General features: G+C 62.9%; 14 protein-coding genes and 1 tRNA gene. 8 read left to right on the forward strand and 7 right to left on the reverse strand.

Translation table 11 applies throughout. The features are described from left to right. Positions 1-14 precede the first annotated feature (14 nt). Together JOD78_RS17400 and JOD78_RS17405 are read right to left on the reverse strand one after the other, a co-directional pair. The gene (locus JOD78_RS17400) at positions 15-971 is read right to left on the reverse strand and encodes an ABC transporter permease (protein ID WP_034337542.1); all 957 of its coding nucleotides are present in this window, start codon (positions 969-971) and stop codon (positions 15-17) included. 5 nt (positions 972-976) lie between these two features. Then, positions 977-2,476 (reverse strand): ABC transporter substrate-binding protein, encoded by a 1,500-nt coding sequence (locus tag JOD78_RS17405; RefSeq protein ID WP_209568340.1) that lies wholly within the window; start codon positions 2,474-2,476, stop codon positions 977-979. 424 nt (positions 2,477-2,900) lie between these two features. On the opposite strand from JOD78_RS17405, the gene JOD78_RS17410 reads away from it, so the two are divergent. Both JOD78_RS17410 and JOD78_RS17415 read left to right on the forward strand, forming a co-directional pair. After that, positions 2,901-3,362: a MarR family transcriptional regulator gene (locus JOD78_RS17410; protein WP_039786512.1), complete on the forward strand. Its 462-nt coding sequence runs from the start codon at positions 2,901-2,903 to the stop codon at positions 3,360-3,362. A 387-nt stretch (positions 3,363-3,749) separates the two neighbouring features. Beyond that, entirely contained in the window at positions 3,750-4,769 is a 1,020-nt protein-coding gene (locus tag JOD78_RS17415; RefSeq protein WP_209568338.1) for an alpha/beta hydrolase, read from the forward strand. Positions 4,770-4,886: 117 nt separating this feature from the next. Here the strand turns inward: JOD78_RS17415 and JOD78_RS17420 are convergent, their stop codons facing one another. Further along, positions 4,887-5,555, reverse strand: a complete 669-nt coding sequence (locus JOD78_RS17420; RefSeq protein ID WP_209568336.1) for an alpha/beta hydrolase — start codon at positions 5,553-5,555, stop codon at positions 4,887-4,889. A gap of 178 nt (positions 5,556-5,733) precedes the next feature. On the opposite strand from JOD78_RS17420, the gene JOD78_RS17425 reads away from it, so the two are divergent. Then, positions 5,734-6,396, forward strand: coding sequence for a hypothetical protein (locus JOD78_RS17425; protein ID WP_209568334.1), 663 nt, complete (start codon positions 5,734-5,736; stop codon positions 6,394-6,396). A 44-nt stretch (positions 6,397-6,440) separates the two neighbouring features. Here the strand turns inward: JOD78_RS17425 and mog are convergent, their stop codons facing one another. After that, positions 6,441-7,070 carry a molybdopterin adenylyltransferase gene (gene mog, locus JOD78_RS17430; RefSeq protein ID WP_121039379.1) on the reverse strand — a complete coding sequence of 210 codons (630 nt, stop codon included), beginning with the start codon at positions 7,068-7,070 and terminating at the stop codon, positions 6,441-6,443. Further along, positions 7,060-7,665, reverse strand: a complete 606-nt coding sequence (yjgA, locus tag JOD78_RS17435; protein ID WP_034335392.1) for a ribosome biogenesis factor YjgA — start codon at positions 7,663-7,665, stop codon at positions 7,060-7,062. Before yjgA ends, mog begins: the two co-directional genes overlap by 11 nt. A 75-nt stretch (positions 7,666-7,740) precedes the next feature. Here yjgA and pmbA point away from each other — a divergent pair, with 75 nt between their 5' ends. From pmbA to JOD78_RS17450, 3 genes are all read left to right on the forward strand, one after another. Beyond that, the gene (gene pmbA, locus JOD78_RS17440) at positions 7,741-9,105 is read left to right on the forward strand and encodes a metalloprotease PmbA (protein ID WP_209568332.1); all 1,365 of its coding nucleotides are present in this window, start codon (positions 7,741-7,743) and stop codon (positions 9,103-9,105) included. A gap of 80 nt (positions 9,106-9,185) precedes the next feature. Then, positions 9,186-9,677, forward strand: coding sequence for a GNAT family N-acetyltransferase (locus JOD78_RS17445; protein ID WP_051057585.1), 492 nt, complete (start codon positions 9,186-9,188; stop codon positions 9,675-9,677). Positions 9,678-9,758: 81 nt separating this feature from the next. Continuing rightward, positions 9,759-11,357, forward strand: coding sequence for an MDR family MFS transporter (locus JOD78_RS17450; protein ID WP_209568331.1), 1,599 nt, complete (start codon positions 9,759-9,761; stop codon positions 11,355-11,357). Between the two features lie 64 nt (positions 11,358-11,421). On the opposite strand, the gene JOD78_RS17455 is transcribed toward JOD78_RS17450, so the two are convergent. Next, on the reverse strand, positions 11,422-12,915 hold the full coding sequence (locus JOD78_RS17455; RefSeq protein WP_209568329.1) for a deoxyribodipyrimidine photo-lyase: 1,494 nt from the start codon (positions 12,913-12,915) through the stop codon (positions 11,422-11,424). A 251-nt stretch (positions 12,916-13,166) separates the two neighbouring features. Here JOD78_RS17455 and JOD78_RS17460 point away from each other — a divergent pair, with 251 nt between their 5' ends. Continuing rightward, positions 13,167-14,699 (forward strand): methyl-accepting chemotaxis protein, encoded by a 1,533-nt coding sequence (locus JOD78_RS17460; protein WP_348534270.1) that lies wholly within the window; start codon positions 13,167-13,169, stop codon positions 14,697-14,699. Between the two features lie 253 nt (positions 14,700-14,952). Here the strand turns inward: JOD78_RS17460 and JOD78_RS17465 are convergent. Next, positions 14,953-15,037: transfer RNA gene (locus tag JOD78_RS17465), tRNA-Leu, on the reverse strand. 221 nt (positions 15,038-15,258) lie between these two features. On the opposite strand from JOD78_RS17465, the gene rnr reads away from it, so the two are divergent. After that, the gene (gene rnr / locus JOD78_RS17470; RefSeq protein WP_209568325.1) at positions 15,259-17,775 is read left to right on the forward strand and encodes a ribonuclease R; all 2,517 of its coding nucleotides are present in this window, start codon (positions 15,259-15,261) and stop codon (positions 17,773-17,775) included. The last annotated feature ends 40 nt before the right edge of the window (positions 17,776-17,815 follow it).

The following is a 17,815-nucleotide window of genomic DNA, read 5'->3' on the forward strand; positions in this document are numbered from 1 at the left end:
GCGTTGGGCAGACTTCAGCGGGCGATGCGCGGGTCGATCACGCTGTAGAGCAGGTCCACGCACAGGTTGACGATGACCACCATGACGGTGGCGGCCAGTACACCGGCCTGTACAGTCACGTAGTCGCGCTGGAAGATGGCGTCGACGATCATCTTGCCCATGCCGGGAATGCCGAAGATGCTTTCGGTGATGACCAGTCCGCCCAGCATGCCCGAGACCATCAGGCCGCTGGCCGTAACCACCGGGATCATGGCATTGCGCAGCGCATGGCCCAGCACCACCTGCCAGTCGCGCAGGCCCTTGGAGAAGGCGGTGCGGATGTAATCCTCGTTGAGCACTTCCAGCAAACTGCTGCGCACCATGCGCATGAGGATGGCCGATTCACGCAGGCCGGTCACGACCATGGGCATGATCATGGCGATCAGGTTGGCGTGCCAGTCCACCGACAACGGCACGAAGCCCGAGGCCGGCAGCCAGCCCAGCTTGACCGCAAAGAGGATGATGAACAGCATGCCCAGCCAGAAGTGCGGCACCGACATGCCGAACAGCGCAATCAGGGTGCCGATGGCATTGGCCCAGCCACGCGGACGGGCTGCCGACAGGATGCCCGCCGGCACCGCAATCACGACGGCCACCAGGAAGCTGCCGATGGCCAGTTCGATGGTCACCGGCAGGCGCTGCCACAAGGCATCGGCGACCGGGGTGTTGTCGATGAAGGAGCGGCCGAGGTCGCCATGCAGCACGGCCCACAGCCAGCGCCCGTACTGCACCAGCAGCGGATCATCCAGCCCCAGTTTCAGGCGCAGGGCGGCGGCCGCTTCCGGCGTGGCTTCCATGCCGAGGATGGCGGCCACCGGATCACCCGGCAGCACCGCCAGCAGGGAAAACACCACCATGCTCACCAGCAGCAAGGTAGGGACCGACAGCAGCAGGCGCCGGGCCAGCTTGGGCAGCTTGATCGTCGTGGCCATGAGACTTACTTGGATACAGTCGCAGTGCGGATCACGCCATCGGGCACGTACTGGAAGCCCTTGACCGACTTGGCGATGCCGAACAGCACGTTGTCATGCACGGTGTAGACGTAGGGCACTTCCTTGACCAGGATCGCCATGGCCTGGTCGTAGAGCGCCTTGCGCTTGGCCTGGTCGCCTTCCACGCGGGCCTGCTGCAACAGGTCGTCCACTTCCTTGGCGCCGAAGTGCGAATAGTTCAGCGAGCCGTTGGTGGTGACGAAGTCATAAATGTTCTGGTCCGGATCGGGACGGCCGCTCCAGCCCACGAACAGGCCTTCGAAGTTGCCGGTCTTGCCGGCCTCGATCTGGGTGGCCAGTTCGGTCTTCTCCAGCGTGACGGTGATGCCGGCCGGGCGCAGCATGCCCTGGATCATCTGGCCGACCTGCAATTCATCGGGCGTGGTCGGCAGGGTCAGCTTGAAGCTGAAGCCGCCTTCCTTGCCGGCGGCCTTGAGCAGGGCCTTGGCGCGGGCCACGTCGACCTTGGGCGGCACGTCGCTGGGGCCATTGGCAAACTGCGCCTTGGAGAAGGGCGAATGGCCGGCGGCCACCGCGTTGTTGTAGACCACCTTGGCGATGGCGTTGCGGTCGATCAGGATGTCCACGGCTTCGCGCACTTCCTTCTTGTCGAAGGGCGGCTTGCCGGTGTTCATGTAGAAGCCGCGGAAGCCCAGCGACGGCTTGTTGAGCACCGTGTAGCTGGCGTTGGCCGGGACGTTGGTGATTTCCTTGTAGGGGAAGCGGTTGCTGATGTCGACCTGGCCGCTGCGCAGGTTGTTGAAGGCTACATTGACGTCCGGCATGATCTTGTAGACCACTTCATCCACCTTGGGCAGGCCGGCGCGCCAGTACTCGGGGTTCTTCTTGAGCGTGATGGTGGCACCCTTCAGGCGGCCTTCGTAGACGAAGGGGCCGGTGCCGACCGGATGGTTGACGTAGTCTTCTCCGTATTTCTTCACGGCGGCCGGTGACGACATCATGCCGGCGCGGTCGGTGAGGATGGAGAGGAAGGGCGCGAAAGGCGTGGACAGGTCCAGCTTGACGGTGTGCTCATCGACCACCGTGATCTTGGTGACGTATTTCAGTTCATTGCGGCGTAGGGAGGTCTTCTCCTGGCCGCGCAGCAGGTTGAATTCCACCGCCTTGGCATCGAAAGGCGTGCCGTCCTGGAATTTGACGCCCTTGCGCAGATACAGCGTGTAGGTTTTCTGATCCTCGGACACGGTCCAGCGCTCGGCCAGCATGGGGATGATCTTGCCCTCGCCATCCAGGTCCACCAGCTTGTCGAAGATGCTCTGGTAGACGATGCGCTCGTTGAGCATGGAGGACTGCGTGGGGTCGAGCTTGCCGGGGTCGGCGTCCAGCGAGATATTGAGCGTCACCGCCCAGGCGGGCAGGGTACAGGCGGCCAGCACGGCCGAGGACATCGCGGACAGCAGGAAACGGGAGACACGCTGGTTCATTCGTTTTTCCTTTCAGAAGTCATCACGGATCGAGCGCAACCGGCCTGGACGGCAAGCCCGCCTGCCACGGCCATCGGGCCAGCTTAGGCGATGGACACGGTGAAGGCAAGCACGGATACGTCAATGTATACAACGAAGAAGACATGCAGGAAGCGTGCCATGGCGTCAGCTTCGCGTCAGTCGGCCAGGCGGTATCAGCAGCCGGGAATGCAGGCGGGGCGGGCCTCCCGCCGGATGGCTGCAAAGAGGGAAATAGCCTGCAACGCTCATCATTCATCGTGCCAGTGCAGGCCTGCTTCGCGATGGTGCGCAATCGCGGCCCAGTCCGCCCGCGGAAGGGGCGTGGCGAAGTGGCGACGGCCAAGCGTAAATATTTTGATTAAATCGCTTGCTATTTAATTTTGGCCTCGCTAAACTGCGCTGCATGAATTCGAAAACAGACAAACGCAAGTCGGCCCCGCTGCTGGATGCCCAGTTGTGTTTTGCGCTGTACTCGACTTCGCTGTCGATGAGCAAGCTCTATCGCAAGCTGTTGCGCAACATGGGCATCACCTATTCGCAGTATCTGGTGCTGATGGTGTTGTGGGAGCAGGACCAGCTGACGGTGTCCGATATCGGTGAACGCCTGGTGCTGGATTCAGCCACGCTGACCCCGCTGCTCAAGCGCATGGAAGCGCAGGGCCTGGTGACCCGGGAACGCGCGGCCAGCGATGAACGGCAGGTTGTCATCTCGCTCACTGCAGAAGGTGACAAGCTGCGCGAACAGGCGGTGGAACTGCCCCGTGAAGTGTTGCGGGCAACCGAGTCGACGGCGGCGGAACTGACCGCGATGAAGGAAGAATTGATGGCCTTGCGTGCGCGCTTGCACAAGAATACGGGCGAGTGAGCAGGGCAGATTGAAGGGATGCGGCGACCGGGCCAAGTCCCTTTTTGAAAGTCAAATATATAGTGCACTATCAAATAGTGATTTATATAGTTGCTGGATTGCTCGCAACAATGCCAGATAAGCGGCATCGGCAGACGGAATGGAATGGCGGCATTGTCCCGCCCTCCGAGCGGTCGTTATACGCAGAGCCAATAGCGTCAACTAAGTAGTTTGCTATTTAATAGGATTTTAGTTTTATCGTGGTGTCGACAGTTTTCCTGGCCGCCAACGGCCGGTGCAGTACCGCAGTACCAGGCAGCACAGCAACAAGTACGCAGTTCCCTCGCAGCACTTACCCGGTGAATCCACCGATTCGCTCATCTGAGATTAGAGAAAAGGAAGAAGATCATGACCTCGTTCAAGCAACTCGCCGCCGTCGCCGCCATCGGCCTGGTTTTTGGCAATGCCTATGCCGCCGGTGATGCCGGTGTGGAACCGACCACCCAATCCTTCTTGCAGGCGCTGGAGGCCGGCGGTGGCAAGCCCCTGGAACAGCTCTCGCCGGAGGATGCGCGCGCCGTGCTGGTCGGTGCGCAAGCCAGCGTGAAGCTGGAGTTGCCCAAGGCGGACGTGTCGGAAAAGACCATCACCGCCGACGGCCAGCAGATCAAGCTGACCATCGTGCGTCCGGCAGGCGTGACCAAGACCTTGCCGGCCTTCATGTTCTTCCACGGCGGCGGCTGGGTGCTGGGCGACTTCCCGACCCACGAACGCCTGGTGCGTGACCTGGTGGCCAATTCCGGTGCGGTGGCTGTGTTCGTGAACTACACGCCGTCGCCGGAAGCCGGCTACGGCGTGGCCATCAACCAGGCGTATGCCGCCACCAAGTGGGTGGCCGAGCACGGCAAGGAAATCAAGGTCGATGGCAAACGCCTGGCCGTGGCCGGCAACAGCGTCGGTGGCAACATGGCTGCGGTCGTGGCCCTGATGGCCAAGGACAAGGGCGGCCCCGCCCTGCGTTCGGAAGTGCTGCTGTGGCCGGTGACCGATGCCAACTTCGAAACGGCTTCCTACAACCAGTTCGCCAATGGCTACTTCCTCACCAAGAACATGATGAAGTGGTTCTGGGACAGCTACACCACCGACGCCGCCAAGCGCAAGGAAATCACCGCCTCGCCCTTGAATGCGACCCCGGCGCAACTGGCCGGCCTGCCGCCGACCCTGATCCAGACCGCCGAAAACGACGTGCTGCGTGATGAAGGCGAGGCCTATGGCCGCAAGCTGCAAGCCGCCGGCGTGGCCGTGACCAGCGTGCGCTACAACGGCATGATCCACGACTTCGGCCTGCTGAACGTACTGGCCAAGGTGCCTGCCGTGCAGACCGCGATGCGCCAAGCGGGCGAGGAACTGAAGTTCCGCCTCAAGTAATTGCAAGGCTGCCCTGCGCGTAACACTGCGCAGGGAAAACGACAACGCCCCCGCACGAGTGCATCGTGCGGGGGCGTTGTCATTGCGATTGCAGTTGCTGGTGTAGAGCGCTCGGACTCAGGCCAGGACCTTGGTCAGCCACGCCCCGATATCCTCGACTTCTTCGCCGCACACCGAATGCTGCATCGGATAGTCATGCCACTCGACCTTGTGGCCCAGCTGGGTCAGCAATTCGCGCGACTTGACGGCGCGCTCCAGCACCACCACCGGATCCATGGTGCCGTGGGCCATGAAGATGGGGGTGTCGTGGTTGGCACCGTGGCGTTCGGCCTCGATGGTGGCGGCCAGCGGTAGATAGCCGGACAGGCACATCAGGCCGGCCAGGCGCTCCGGGTGGCGCAGGCCGGTCTGCAAGGTCATGGCGCAGCCTTGCGAGAAACCCGCCAGCACGATGCGCTCGGAGGGGATGCCGCGTGCACGCTCTTGTGCGATCAGTGTTTCGATGGCGGCCTGCGAGGCACGCAGGCCGGGTTCGTCCTCACGGCGGACCAGGTCGGGCGCGAAGATGTCGTACCAGGCGCGCATCACGTAGCCGCCGTTGATGGTCACCGGCATGGTCGGCGCGGTCGGGAAGATGAAACGGATGGGTGGGCAGCCCGACAGGTCCAGCTCGCGCACGATGGGCACGAAGTCCGAACCATCGGCTCCCAGGCCGTGCAGCCAGATGACGGAGGCAGTGGGATTGGGGGCGGTATCGATCTGTATCGTTTCGAGGGGAGCGGACATAAGCGTGCGGTTCCTGTTGCGGTGGGTGGATGAAAGGGCGGGGCGCGGCATTTGTGTCTGTCCCGGCGCGGGAGCACAATACGGCCTTGCCCGTGGTCATGCGCAGCGTCTGTGCTGCAATGGGCTCACATCATACGATGAACGCCGCCGCGATGGCGGCGCTGCAAAAGGAAAACCCATGAAGTGCATCCCATCGCATCGCCTGCTGGCCCCGCTGCTGGCCTTCCTGCTGGCCATGGCACCCCTGGCCGGCCATGCCGAAGCCGAAGGCCGATTGTTCCAGCCGCGCGGCGAAAACCTGATGATCTCGCCTCCGCCGGGCTGGCGGCTGGCCTACATGGACGGCGATCCTGACGGCAATTACGTGGTCGATTTCCTGCCGCCCAACGAAGCGCACGACTCCTGGCGCGAGGGCTACATGGGCGTGCAGCGTCGGGGCTATCCCGATGCCGGACTGGTCGCCAACATCCAGGCGCGCAACCTGACCGTGGCACAGGTGGCCTTGACTGAAGTGATGCAGGGAGCCCAGCGCAATTGCCCGGGCCGCTTCGTGGCGATGGCGCAGAAGGATGGCAGCACCAACAATATTCCCGTCTCTGTCAGCGGCGGCTTCTGCGACCGTACCGGGCCAGTTGCGCCCTATGGCGAGGGAACTGTACTGGCGGTGTATCAGGGCAAGCAGCAACTGTTCGTGGTGCAGTTCAGCTGGCGTCCGCCGACCGAAAACGCGTTCAGGCAGTATCCCTACCGGATCTCGCCGGCAGCGTTGCAACAGTATTTGGATCTGCTGAATGCGGCCGCGCTGTGCGGCGGGCCGGATGAGGGGAAATGTCCGAACTGAGGGGAGGGCGGGCCCGCATCGTGGTGCGGGCCGCTGAGGTGCTGTTACTTGCTTGCGGGCCGGATGGCCGACTTGGGACGGAAGGCCTTGCAGACGCTCTCATCGGTTTCGATGTAAGGACCGCCGATGAGGTCGATGCAGTAGGGGATGGCGGCGAAGATGCCGGGCACCTTGACCTTGCCGTCCTGGTCCTTCAATCCTTCCAGTGTTTCGCGGATGGACTTGGGCTGGCCGGGCAGATTCAGCACCAGCGCGGCATGGCCGTCGGTCTCGCGGATGACGGCGACCTGGCGCGAGAGAATCGCGGTCGGTACGAACTGCAGGCTGATCTGGCGCATCTGTTCGCCAAAGCCTGGCATTTCCTTGGTACCGATGGCCAGCGTGGCTTCGGGCGTGACATCGCGGCGCGACGGACCGGTGCCGCCCGTGGTCAGCACCAGGTCGCAGCGGGCCACATCGACCAGTTCCACCAGGGTCTGTTCGATCTGTGCGCGTTCATCTGGGATCAGGCGGGTCTCGACTTCAAAAGCGCTGGTGAGCGCTTTGCCCAGCCATTCCTGCAGGGCCGGGATGCCCTGGTCCTGGTAGACGCCACCGGAGGCGCGGTCGGAGATGGAGACCAGTCCGACCCGCAGCACCTCACGGGCGATCGTCGTTACAGCCTCAACGCTCATCGTCATCCTGCTCGTCCGCCTCGTCCTCGGCGGCTTCGCTCTTGGCGCGTGCAGCCTGCGCCTGCAATTGCTTGAGGATCTGGAAGATTTCGCGGTAAGCCTTGGGCGGCTTGTTTTCCGCCTGCTCCTTGCGGGCATTGCGGATCAGCGTGCGCATGTGCTGCACGTCGACGTCGGGATGGCGGTTCAGCAGTTCGGTCAGCGCCTGGTCATCGGCCAGCAGCTTTTCGCGGCGGCGTTCGAGGGCGTGCATGGCGGCGGTTTCGGCCTTGGAGGCACCGTGCCAGCTGTCGATGGTCTTCTGGATGATGGCGATCTCGTCGGCTTCCAGCGTGCGCATCTTCTTGCCCACGTATTGCATCTGGCGGCGACGGCCTTCGTGGTCCTTGATCTGCTGGCATTCGAGGATGGCGTCGCGCACGTCTTCGGGCATGGGGACGCGCTTGACGCGGTCGCGCGGTTCATTGACCAGCGATTCGCCGAGCTTTTGCAGGGCATCCATCTCGCGCTTGAGCTGGGACTTGGAGGGGCGGTCGTATTCCTGTTCGAATTCGCTGGATTGGAATCCGACAGCACCGCGGTTGGCATTGGGCATATCGTGACTTCGAGAAATAAAGCTTAACGGCTGCTATGATAACCGTTTTACCCGCATTTCAGAGAAAACAGGCTCATGAGCGATACCCCATTCACGCACAGTCAGGACCAGTTGAAGCAGTTGGCGCAGGATGTCCTGCGTTATGCCCGGGACAAGGGCGCCTCGGACGCCGCCGTCGACATCAGCGAGGGCAGCGGCCTTTCGGTAGCGGTGCGCAAGGGCAAGATCGAGACCATCGAGCAGAACAAGGACAAGGGCATCGGCGTCACCGTGTTCCTCGGAGAAGGCCGCCAGGTGCGGCGCGGCAACGCCAGCACCTCGGATTTCTCGCAGCAGGCATTGAAGGAAACGGTCGAGGCCGCCTACAACATCGCACGCTTCACCGCCATCGATGACTGCGCCGGCCTGCCCGACGCCGAGATGCTGGAAATGGCTCCGCGCGACCTGAAACTGTTTTCGCCGTGGAATATTTCCGCCGAAGAAGCTGTGGCGCTGGCCCAACGCTGCGAAACCGCAGCCCTCGAGACCGACCCGCGCATTACCAACAGCGAAGGCGCTGGCGTCTACGTGCAGCACTCGCATTTCATCGCGGCCAACAGCCGTGGTTTCATGGGCGGCTATCCGTTCTCGCGCCACACCATCTCGGTCGCGCCCATCGCCGGCAAGGGCGCGGGCATGCAGCGCGATGACTGGTATTCGTCCAAACGCGATCCGAAGAAACTCGCCAAGCCCGAAGCCATCGGCCGCTACGCTGCCGAACGTGCGCTGGCCCGCCTGAACGCGCGCAAGCTCACGACCCGCAAATGCCCGGTGCTGTTCGAAGCGCCGCTCGCAGCGGGTCTGCTGGGGGCCTTTGTACAAGCGGTGTCGGGCGGTGCGCTGTATCGCAAGTCGACCTTCCTGCTCGATTCGCTGGGTCAGCAGGTTTTCCCCGAGCACATCCAGATCCTGGAAGATCCGCACGTGGTCGGCGGTGTGGGTTCCGCGCCCTTCGATGAAGAAGGCGTGCGCACCGTAAAGCGCGAGGTGATCAAGGATGGCGTGGTGCAGGGCTACTTCCTGTCGACGTATTCTGCCCGCAAGCTGGGCATGCAGACCACCGGCAACTCCGGCGGCTCGCACAACCTGACGCTGCGCTCTGACTTGACCACCAAGGCCGATACCTTCAAGGGCATGCTGAAGAAGATGGGCACCGGCCTCCTGGTGACCGAGCTGATGGGGCAGGGCGTGAACTACGTGACGGGTGACTATTCGCGTGGTGCCTCGGGTTATTGGGTTGAGAATGGCGTGATCCAGTATCCGGTGGAAGAAATCACCATCGCGGGCAACATGAAGGACATGCTGCGCCATATCGTGGCCGTGGGTAACGACACGCTCATTCGCGGCACCAAGGAAACGGGTTCCATCCTGCTGGAAAACATGACCATCGCTGGCGACTGATCGTGCAGCACGCTGCCCGGCCGCCGCTGGCGAGCCGGGTGGCGCCACGGCCGGCGCCGCCCATTTCGGGGAGGCAAGCCATGGACGACATCCACATCCGGCGCGGCTATCTGCCAGGCGCCATCGGACGTGTAGCCGAGCTGCACGCCGCGTATTACACCGAAAACTGGAGCTTCGGCGTGTATTTCGAAGCCCGCATCGCCACCGAACTGGCGGCCTTCATGAGCCGCTACGACGACAGCCGCGATGGCTTCTGGACTGCCACCGTGCATGGCCGCGTCGAAGGTTCGCTGACCATCGACGGCCAGCATGCGCAGCAGCAAGGCGCGTGGCTGCGCTGGTTCATCTCTTCCGAAAAACTGCGCGGTCGCGGCGTGGGTGATGCCCTGCTGACCGAGGCCATCCGTTTCTGCGCGGAGTGTGATTTTCCATCGATTTATCTCTGGACCTTCGAAGGTTTGCACGCCGCGCACAACCTGTACCAGCGCCACGGATTCGTGCTGGCCGAGGAGCGCATCGGCTCGCATTGGGGCGTCAAGCTCAACGAGCAGCGTTACGAGCTGCTGCTGTAGCGCGCAGGGCAAGCCATGCCGTGCGGCGCTAGAATGACGGATTGGCGCACACGCGCAACTTCGGACATTCATCCTCCGCACATGGCCCTACACACCGACGCCGCCCACTCCAGCGGCCAAGTCCTGCCGTTCCGCGAATCCCTGCTGGCCACGCTGGGCATCTGCTTCGTCATCATGCTGGTGGCCCTGGACCAGACCATCGTCGGCACCGCCCTGCCGACCATCGTGGCTGAACTGAAGGGCTTCGATCTCTATGCCTGGGTCGCCACGGCCTATCTGCTGACCTCGGTCATTACCGTGCCCATCTTCGGACGGCTCGGCGATTACTTCGGGCGCAAGCCGTTCGTGATTGCGTCCATCGTCGTGTTCGTCGGCGCTTCCGCCTTGTGCGGCATGGCCAACAGCATGCTGTTCCTGGTGCTTGCGCGCGGGCTGCAGGGCATCGGTGGGGGCATGCTGGTGGGCACCTGTTTCGCTTCCATCGCTGACCTGTTTCCGGATCCGCGCGTGCGGCTGCGCTGGCAGATCATCCTGTCGGCCTCCTTCGGCATTGCCACGGCTGTCGGTCCTTCGCTGGGCGGCTTCCTCACGCAAGGGCTGGGCTGGCGCTGGGTGTTCTACTGCAACCTGCCCATCGGCGTGCTGTCGCTGTATTTCGTCTGGCGCTTCGTGCCGCATATCCGCCACATGCAACACGCCGGCAAGATGCGGCTGGACTGGCCCGGCGCGCTGCTGATTTCACTGTCGCTGGGCAGCCTGCAATTGCTGGTGGAACTGCTGCCCAAGCGCGGCATCACGGGCGGCATGTTGGTGTTGCTGGCCGTGTCGGTGGCGGCCTTCTACGCCTTGTGGAAGTGGGAGCAGCGCGCCGCGCAGCCCATCCTGCCCTTCGAGATGATGCGCGACAAGGCGCTGGCCAGCCTGTTCGTCTTGTCGGTGCTGGCGGGCTTTGCCATGTTCTCGCTGCTGATGTATGCGCCGTTGCTGTTCCAGGGCGGATTCGGGTTGAGCCCGCGTGAAGCGGGGCTGCTCATCACGCCGCTGGTGGCCTGTATTACCGTGGCCAGCATCGTCAATGGCCGCATCATCACGCGCATTCCCAACCCCAACCTGATGATGAACCTGGGCTTTGCGCTGATTGCTGCTTCCTGTCTCGGCGTGGTGCTGTGTGATCGCACCACCGGCAATGGTTTTTTGCTGACAGTGATGCTGGCCGGTGGTTTCGGGCTGGGACTGGTCTTGCCCAATCTCACCGTATTTGCGCAGCAGGCCGCTGCACGCGAGCACCTGGGTATCGCTACCGCCTTGCTGCAGTCCTTGCGCATGATCGGGGGCATGCTGGGCACGGCCATCACCGGCACGCTGGTGAGCCAGATGTATGGCGCAGGCGTGCAGAAGGCCCTGGAAGGAGATCACGCGGCGCAGTGGCTCAAGGATTTCAGCGATCCTGAAGTACTGGTCAATCATGACATCCAGTCGGTGCTGCTGGCCCAGCTGATGCAGGCCGGGCATGACAGTTCGGCCTTGCTGGAAGCGGCGCGCGAGGCGCTGGTCGGGGCCATTCACATGGGCATCGCCATTGCCATCGTGGCCGCGCTGGTGGGGTTGTGGATGGTAAGGCGCGTGCCGCCGATCCGCTTTGACCAGGACAAGAAGGTGGAGCCGGTGATGTCGGAATAAGCGGCTGGCCGCATGCAAAAACGGACCCGTGGGTCCGTTTTTTTTCTTGAGGTGGAGCGTGCGCTTATTCGGTCTTCTCCGTCTTCTTCACCACCGCATAGCGCGCCAGCGTGCGCTCACGCGCCTCGGCATGGTCGACGATAGGGCGCGGATAGTTCGTCCCCAGCGTCACGCCGGCCGACATGCGCTCATCGGGTGTGGCCGTCCACGGCGCATGGATGCGCTTGTCGGAAAGCTTGGCCAGTTGCGGCAGATAGCGGCGGATGAACTTGCCGTCCGGATCAAACTTCTCCGATTGCGTGACCGGATTGAAGATGCGGAAGTAGGGCTGCGCATCACAGCCTGAAGACGATGCCCACTGCCAGCCGCCATTGTTGGCCGAGAGGTCGAAGTCGTTGAGATGGATCGCGAAATATTTCTCACCCCAGCGCCAGTCGATGCCCAGGTCCTTGGTGAGGAAACTGGCCACCACCATGCGCAGGCGGTTGTGCATGTAGCCGGTCTGGTTGATCTGGGCCATGGCCGCATCCACCAGCGGATAGCCGGTGCGTCCCTCGCACCAGGCGGCGAACAGTTCTTCGGCATGCTTGCCGTGCTCCCATTTGATCGCATCGTACTCGGGCTTGAAGGCCTTGGCGGTCACGCGCGGATGGTGGTGCAGGATCATGAAATAGAAATCGCGCCAGGTCAGTTCCGACAGCCACACAGCCGCACCGGCCGCGCCTTGGCCCGCATGCATGGCCTGCATCGCAGCCCGCGCGAGCGTGCGGATGGAGACCGTGCCGAAGCGCAGGTGGATCGACAGATAGGACGGACCCTTCACTGCCGGAAAATCGCGCGCCGTGCCGTAGGCACCGATGCGGCCCAGGAAGTCCTCCAGCAGGGCCTGGGCACCGGACATGCCAGTAGGAATCTTCAGTTCCTGCAAATTGCTGGGGTGGAAGCCCAGTGCCTTGTGCGAAGGCAATCCGTGGTGCGCCTTGCCCGGCGGTTTGGCCAGGGCCTTGAAGTAGTTCTCGACCGGATAGGGTTTGAGATAGAAGTCGCCACCGGCGGCGGCCAGCTTGGCCATCCACGCATTCTTGTAAGGCGTGAAAACGGAGAAGGGCTTGGCGGACTGGGTCAGCACCTCGTCCTTTTCAAAGATCACCTGGTCCTTGTAGCTCAGCAATTGCGCGCCATGTTTTTTCAGGGCCTTGTCGACTGCCGCATCGCGTTCCACTGCGGCGGGCTCGTAGTCGGTGTTGACGAAGACCGCCTGCACCGCCAGTTCGGCAGCCAGTTCCGGAATGCACCTGGCGGCCGCTCCGTGCAGCACGATCAGCCCGCCGCCCGCCTTGCGCAGCGCCTCGTCCAGTTCGGCCACGCTGGCCAGCAGGAAATCAACGCGGCGATCCTGCGCTACACCCTCGGCTTTGAGCGCATCGAGAATGTCGGTATCGAAGACGAACACGCACCACACGGACTGGCTCTGCGAGAGTGCGTAGTAAAGGGCGGCATGATCGGTGTGGCGCAGGTCACGGCGGAACCAGACCAGGGACTTGTCGAATTGGGGCATTGCGTTGGTGTTCTTCTTCAATGGGTTGGTCTTCGCCCCGTGGGGCCAGCGGGATCACATTCCGGCGGTGGCTACTGATTGGTAGCATTCGTGTGAATGATAAAAGATTTTCATCGATTTGACCCGTCGCATCTCAAGGGGACTATCGTCTGGCCGATAATGACGCATCCGCATACGATGCGGAGAACGAGGGAGGGCGCTGCGATCCGCATGCATCTCGTGCAATGGGAGATGGGGAAACAATGAAGAAGATGACGATCGGCACTCGGCTGGGGCTGGGTTTTGCCGCGATTCTGGGTTTGATGCTGGTGATTGCCGCCATTGGCGTGGGGCGGCTGCAGGCGGTGAGGAGCCTCAATGACACGATGGTCAATGATGCGCTGGTCAAGGAGAGGCTGGTCGTTACCTTCTATCGCTCCATCGAACTCAACGTCGGCCGCATCGTGGCGGCCGCCAAGAATCCGGATGTCGAACAGCAGAAGTTCTACAAGCAGGAGATCGGCGCCACCATCAGCAAGAACAATGAGCTGGTCAAGCGCATGGAAGAGCTGATCACCGATGACGCCGGGCGCGCTGCCCTGGCCGAGATCAACGAACGCCGGAAGGTGGTGTTGGCGGCCAATGCGCAGGTCTTCAGGGAAAAGGAGGCGGGCAACGAAGAGGGTGCTCGCAAGGCAGTGGACGAGCAGCTGCTGCCGAGTACGCGCGTCTATCTGGCCGCCATCGACAAGCTGGCCGTGATGCAGTCCGACCGCATCAAGAACCAGACTGCGGAAATTGACAGTCTCTTCCGCAATGCGCGCACGCTCATGATCGTGCTGGGCGCAGTGGCACTGCTGCTGGGCGTGGCGCTGGCATGGGCCATCACGCGGTCGATCACGGCACCGCTGCACAAGGCGGTCAACGTGGCCAGCCGTGTGGCCAACGGCCACCTGGACAACCAGATCGAGGTGCGCAGCCTGGACGAAACCGGCCAGCTCATGCGCGCACTCAAGGAAATGAATGACAACCTGGTGGGCATCGTCACCCGTGTACGCCAGGGTACGGATACCATCGCCACCGCCTCCAGCGAGATCGCCGATGGCAACCTGGACCTGTCCAATCGCACCGAGCAGCAGGCCAGCTCGCTGGAAGAGACCGCGTCGGCGATGGAAGAACTGACCTCGACCGTGAAGCAGAACGCCGACAACGCACGCCAGGCCAATCAGCTGGCGGTGTCGGCATCGGAGGTGGCGGTGCAGGGCGGTTCGGTGGTCTCGGAAGTGGTGGCCACGATGGGCTCGATCAATGATTCCTCGCGCAAGATCGTGGACATCATTGCGGTCATCGATGGCATCGCCTTCCAGACCAATATCCTCGCGCTCAACGCCGCCGTGGAAGCCGCGCGTGCGGGTGAGCAAGGGCGGGGCTTTGCGGTGGTCGCCTCCGAAGTGCGCACTCTGGCGCAGCGCTCTGCCAGCGCGGCCAAGGAGATCAAGGAACTCATCGGCGACTCGGTGGGCAAGGTGGAGGCGGGCAGCAGGCTGGTCGAGCAGGCCGGTTCGACGATGGAAGAGGTGGTGGCCAGCGTGCGCCGCGTGACCGACATCGTGGCCGAAATCACCTCGGCGTCGCAGGAGCAGAGTGACGGGATCGAACAGGTCAACCAGGCCATCAACCTGATGGACGAAGCGACCCAGCAGAATGCGGCGCTGGTGGAACAGGCAGCCGCGGCGGCGCGGCAGATGCAGGAGCAGGCAGCAGGGCTGAGCGAGACCGTGAGCGTGTTCCGTTTGAGGGGGTAAGAAAATAGAGGGGAGGCGATGATGTCTTGCCCCTATTTTTCTTGAAGCCAAAAAACAAAAAAGGCTAAATGATTTTCATCATTCGGCCTTTTTTGTTTGCTGCCCATGGAGGACCTCGGTCACGTCCCGCGACCCCGTCCGGCCTTGCAAGGCCGGACTTTCTCGTCCCTCCCGCAAAGCGCGCAGGCGCTTTGCTCGTGGACCCCAAAATACAAAAGGCCGACTGACTTTCGTCAATCGACCTTTTCTATTTTGGTGCCCACGGAGGGACTCGAACCCCCACACCTCGCGGCACATGGACCTGAACCATGCGCGTCTACCAATTCCGCCACGTGGGCTGCGCTGTAAAGCGAAGACCGTGATTATAGACGGTCTAAAAGTGCTGTCAACAACTTTTTCGCTTCCATGGCATCATTTTCGTTGCAATACGATGCTTCACCCCTGTTTTACCCCCGTATTGCGGTTAGGTAAATGGCCGCAACTCCGTTACACTAGGCACATCCGTCCGCCTGGGCGAGCTTCGCCTTGGCATTTATAACAATTGCGCGAAACGAAACTTTTGAGCCAATTCCCCTATTCCATTCCCAGCCGGGAAGAGATCCTCGGCATACTGCGTACTTCCTCGGGCGCGCAAAACGCTGCCGCCCTGGCCGCCGCGCTCGGCGTCAAGCCGGAAGAAATGGACGGCCTGACGCGCCGCCTCAACGCCATGGAACGCGACGGCCAGATCAAGCCGGATCGCGCCGGCAACTACAAGCTGACCCACTCGCCCGACTTCATCCTGGGCCGCGTCTCCGCCCATCGCGATGGCTTCGGTTTCCTGCTGCCCGATGAAGGGGCCGATGATCTGTTCCTGCCCGAGAAGGAAATGCAGAAGGTCATGCACGGCGACCGCGTGCAGGCCCGCATCACCGGCACCGACCGCCGTGGCCGTCCGGAAGGCACCATCGTCGAAGTGGTGGAACGCGCCAATACCCACGTGATCGGCCGTCTGCTCAATGAGAACGGCGTCTGGGTGGTCGCCCCCGAAGACAAGCGCATCGGCCACGACGTGCTGCTGGCCGGCCCCCCGGGCAAGGCCAAGGCAGGGCAGGTGGTCAGCGTGGAGCTGACCGAACATCCTTCCCGCTACACGCAACCCGTGGGCAAGATCGTCGAGATCCTGGGCGATATCGACGACCCCGGCATGGAAATCGAAATCGCCGTGCGCAAGTACGGCGTGCCGCACGAATTCTCGGAAGCCGCCAAGAAGCTGGCTTCCAAGCTGCCCAGCGAAGTCAAGGCGGCCGACCTCAAGGACCGCGTCGACCTGCGTGACGTGCCGCTGGTCACTATCGATGGTGAAGACGCGCGCGATTTCGATGACGCGGTCTACTGCGAACCGGTCAAGATCGGCCGCACCAAGGGCTATCGCCTGATCGTCGCGATTGCCGACGTGAGCCACTACGTCAAGCCCAACGATGCGCTGGACGTGGACGCGCTGGAGCGCAGCACCTCGGTGTATTTCCCGCGCCGGGTGATCCCGATGCTGCCGGAAAAGCTCTCCAACGGCCTCTGCTCGCTGAACCCGGACGTGGACCGCCTGACCCTGGTGTGCGATGCCGTCATCACCGCCAAGGGCGAGATCAAGGCCTACCAGTTCTATCCGGCCGTGATCCACTCCGCAGCTCGCCTGACCTATACCGAAGTGGCCTCGATCCTGGCCAATACCAAGGGCCCGGAAGCAGCGCGCCGCATCGGCCTGGTGCCGCACCTGACGCATCTGTACGAAGTCTTCCAGGTGCTGCTGACGGCACGCCAGGCGCGCGGTGCGATCGACTTCGAGACCACCGAGACCTACATCGTCTGCAACGCTGCCGGCAAGATCGAGAAGATCCTGCCGCGCACCCGCAACGACGCGCACCGCCTGATCGAGGAATGCATGCTGGCCGCCAACGTCTGCGCGGCCGACCTGCTGAAGCGCCACGATCACCCGGCGCTGTACCGCATCCACGCCGGTCCGACGAAGGAAAAGCTGACGCAGCTGCGCACCTTCCTCAAACAGATCGGCCTGACCCTGGGCGGTGGCGACACCCCCAGCGCCTCCGATTACGCCGAGCTCATGCCCAAGGTCAAGGCGCGTCCGGATGCGGTGCTGATCCAGACCATGCTGCTGCGCTCGATGCAGCAGGCGGTCTACAGCCCGGACAACATCGGTCACTTCGGCCTGTCCTATGAATCCTATGCGCACTTCACCAGCCCGATCCGCCGCTATCCCGACCTGCTGACGCACCGTGCGATCAAGGCCGTGCTGCAAGGCAAGCGTTACGAGCCCAAGGGTATCGACAGCACGGCGCTGAACACCTCGATCTCGCCCGCCGCCCGCAAGGCGCAGGCACTGCAGCGCGCCACCGACAAGGCGGCCGGCAAGAAGCCGCGCGGCGAGAGCGCACTGGCGATCTGGGAAGCCCTGGGCCTGCACTGTTCGGCCAATGAGCGCCGTGCCGATGAGGCTTCGCGCGATGTGGAAGCCTGGCTCAAGTGCTACTTCATCCGCGACAAGCTGGGCGAGGAATTCACCGGCACCATCGCCGGCGTGGCCACCTTCGGCATCTTCGTTCAACTGGATGCGCTCTACATCGAAGGTTTGGTGCACGTCACCGAGCTGGGTGCGGATTACTTCCAGTACGACGAAGCGCGCCACGAACTGCGCGGCGAACGTACCGGCATCCGCTACCAGCTGACCGACCGCGTCACCGTGCAGGTCAGCCGCGTGGACCTGGATGCACGCAAGATCGACCTGGCACTGGTCAACGAGCCGGGCATCCGTACCCTCATCAAGAACGAAGCCAAGCGCGCTGAAAACGCCGCGCGCGGCAAGTCCGGTGGCGGCAGGCAGAGTGCCGATGAAGCTCAGCCGGCAGCCCGTGGCAAGAGGGGTGCGGCCAAGCCAGCTGCCGCTGCAGCGGGCAGCAAGCCCAAGGGTGGCGCCAAGGCCAAGGCCGGTGCCGCGCGCACCGCCACGGCACGCCCCGGCGAAGCTGACCGCAAGCGCGCTGCATCCAAGGGCTACACCAAGGGCAAGAAGAAGCGATGAGCATGTCCCCGGACCTGCGCGATGCGCAGGCCGGGTTTGA

The sequence above is a fragment of the Herbaspirillum sp. 1130 genome (assembly GCF_017833835.1).
GTDB lineage: Bacteria > Pseudomonadota > Gammaproteobacteria > Burkholderiales > Burkholderiaceae_D > Herbaspirillum > Herbaspirillum huttiense.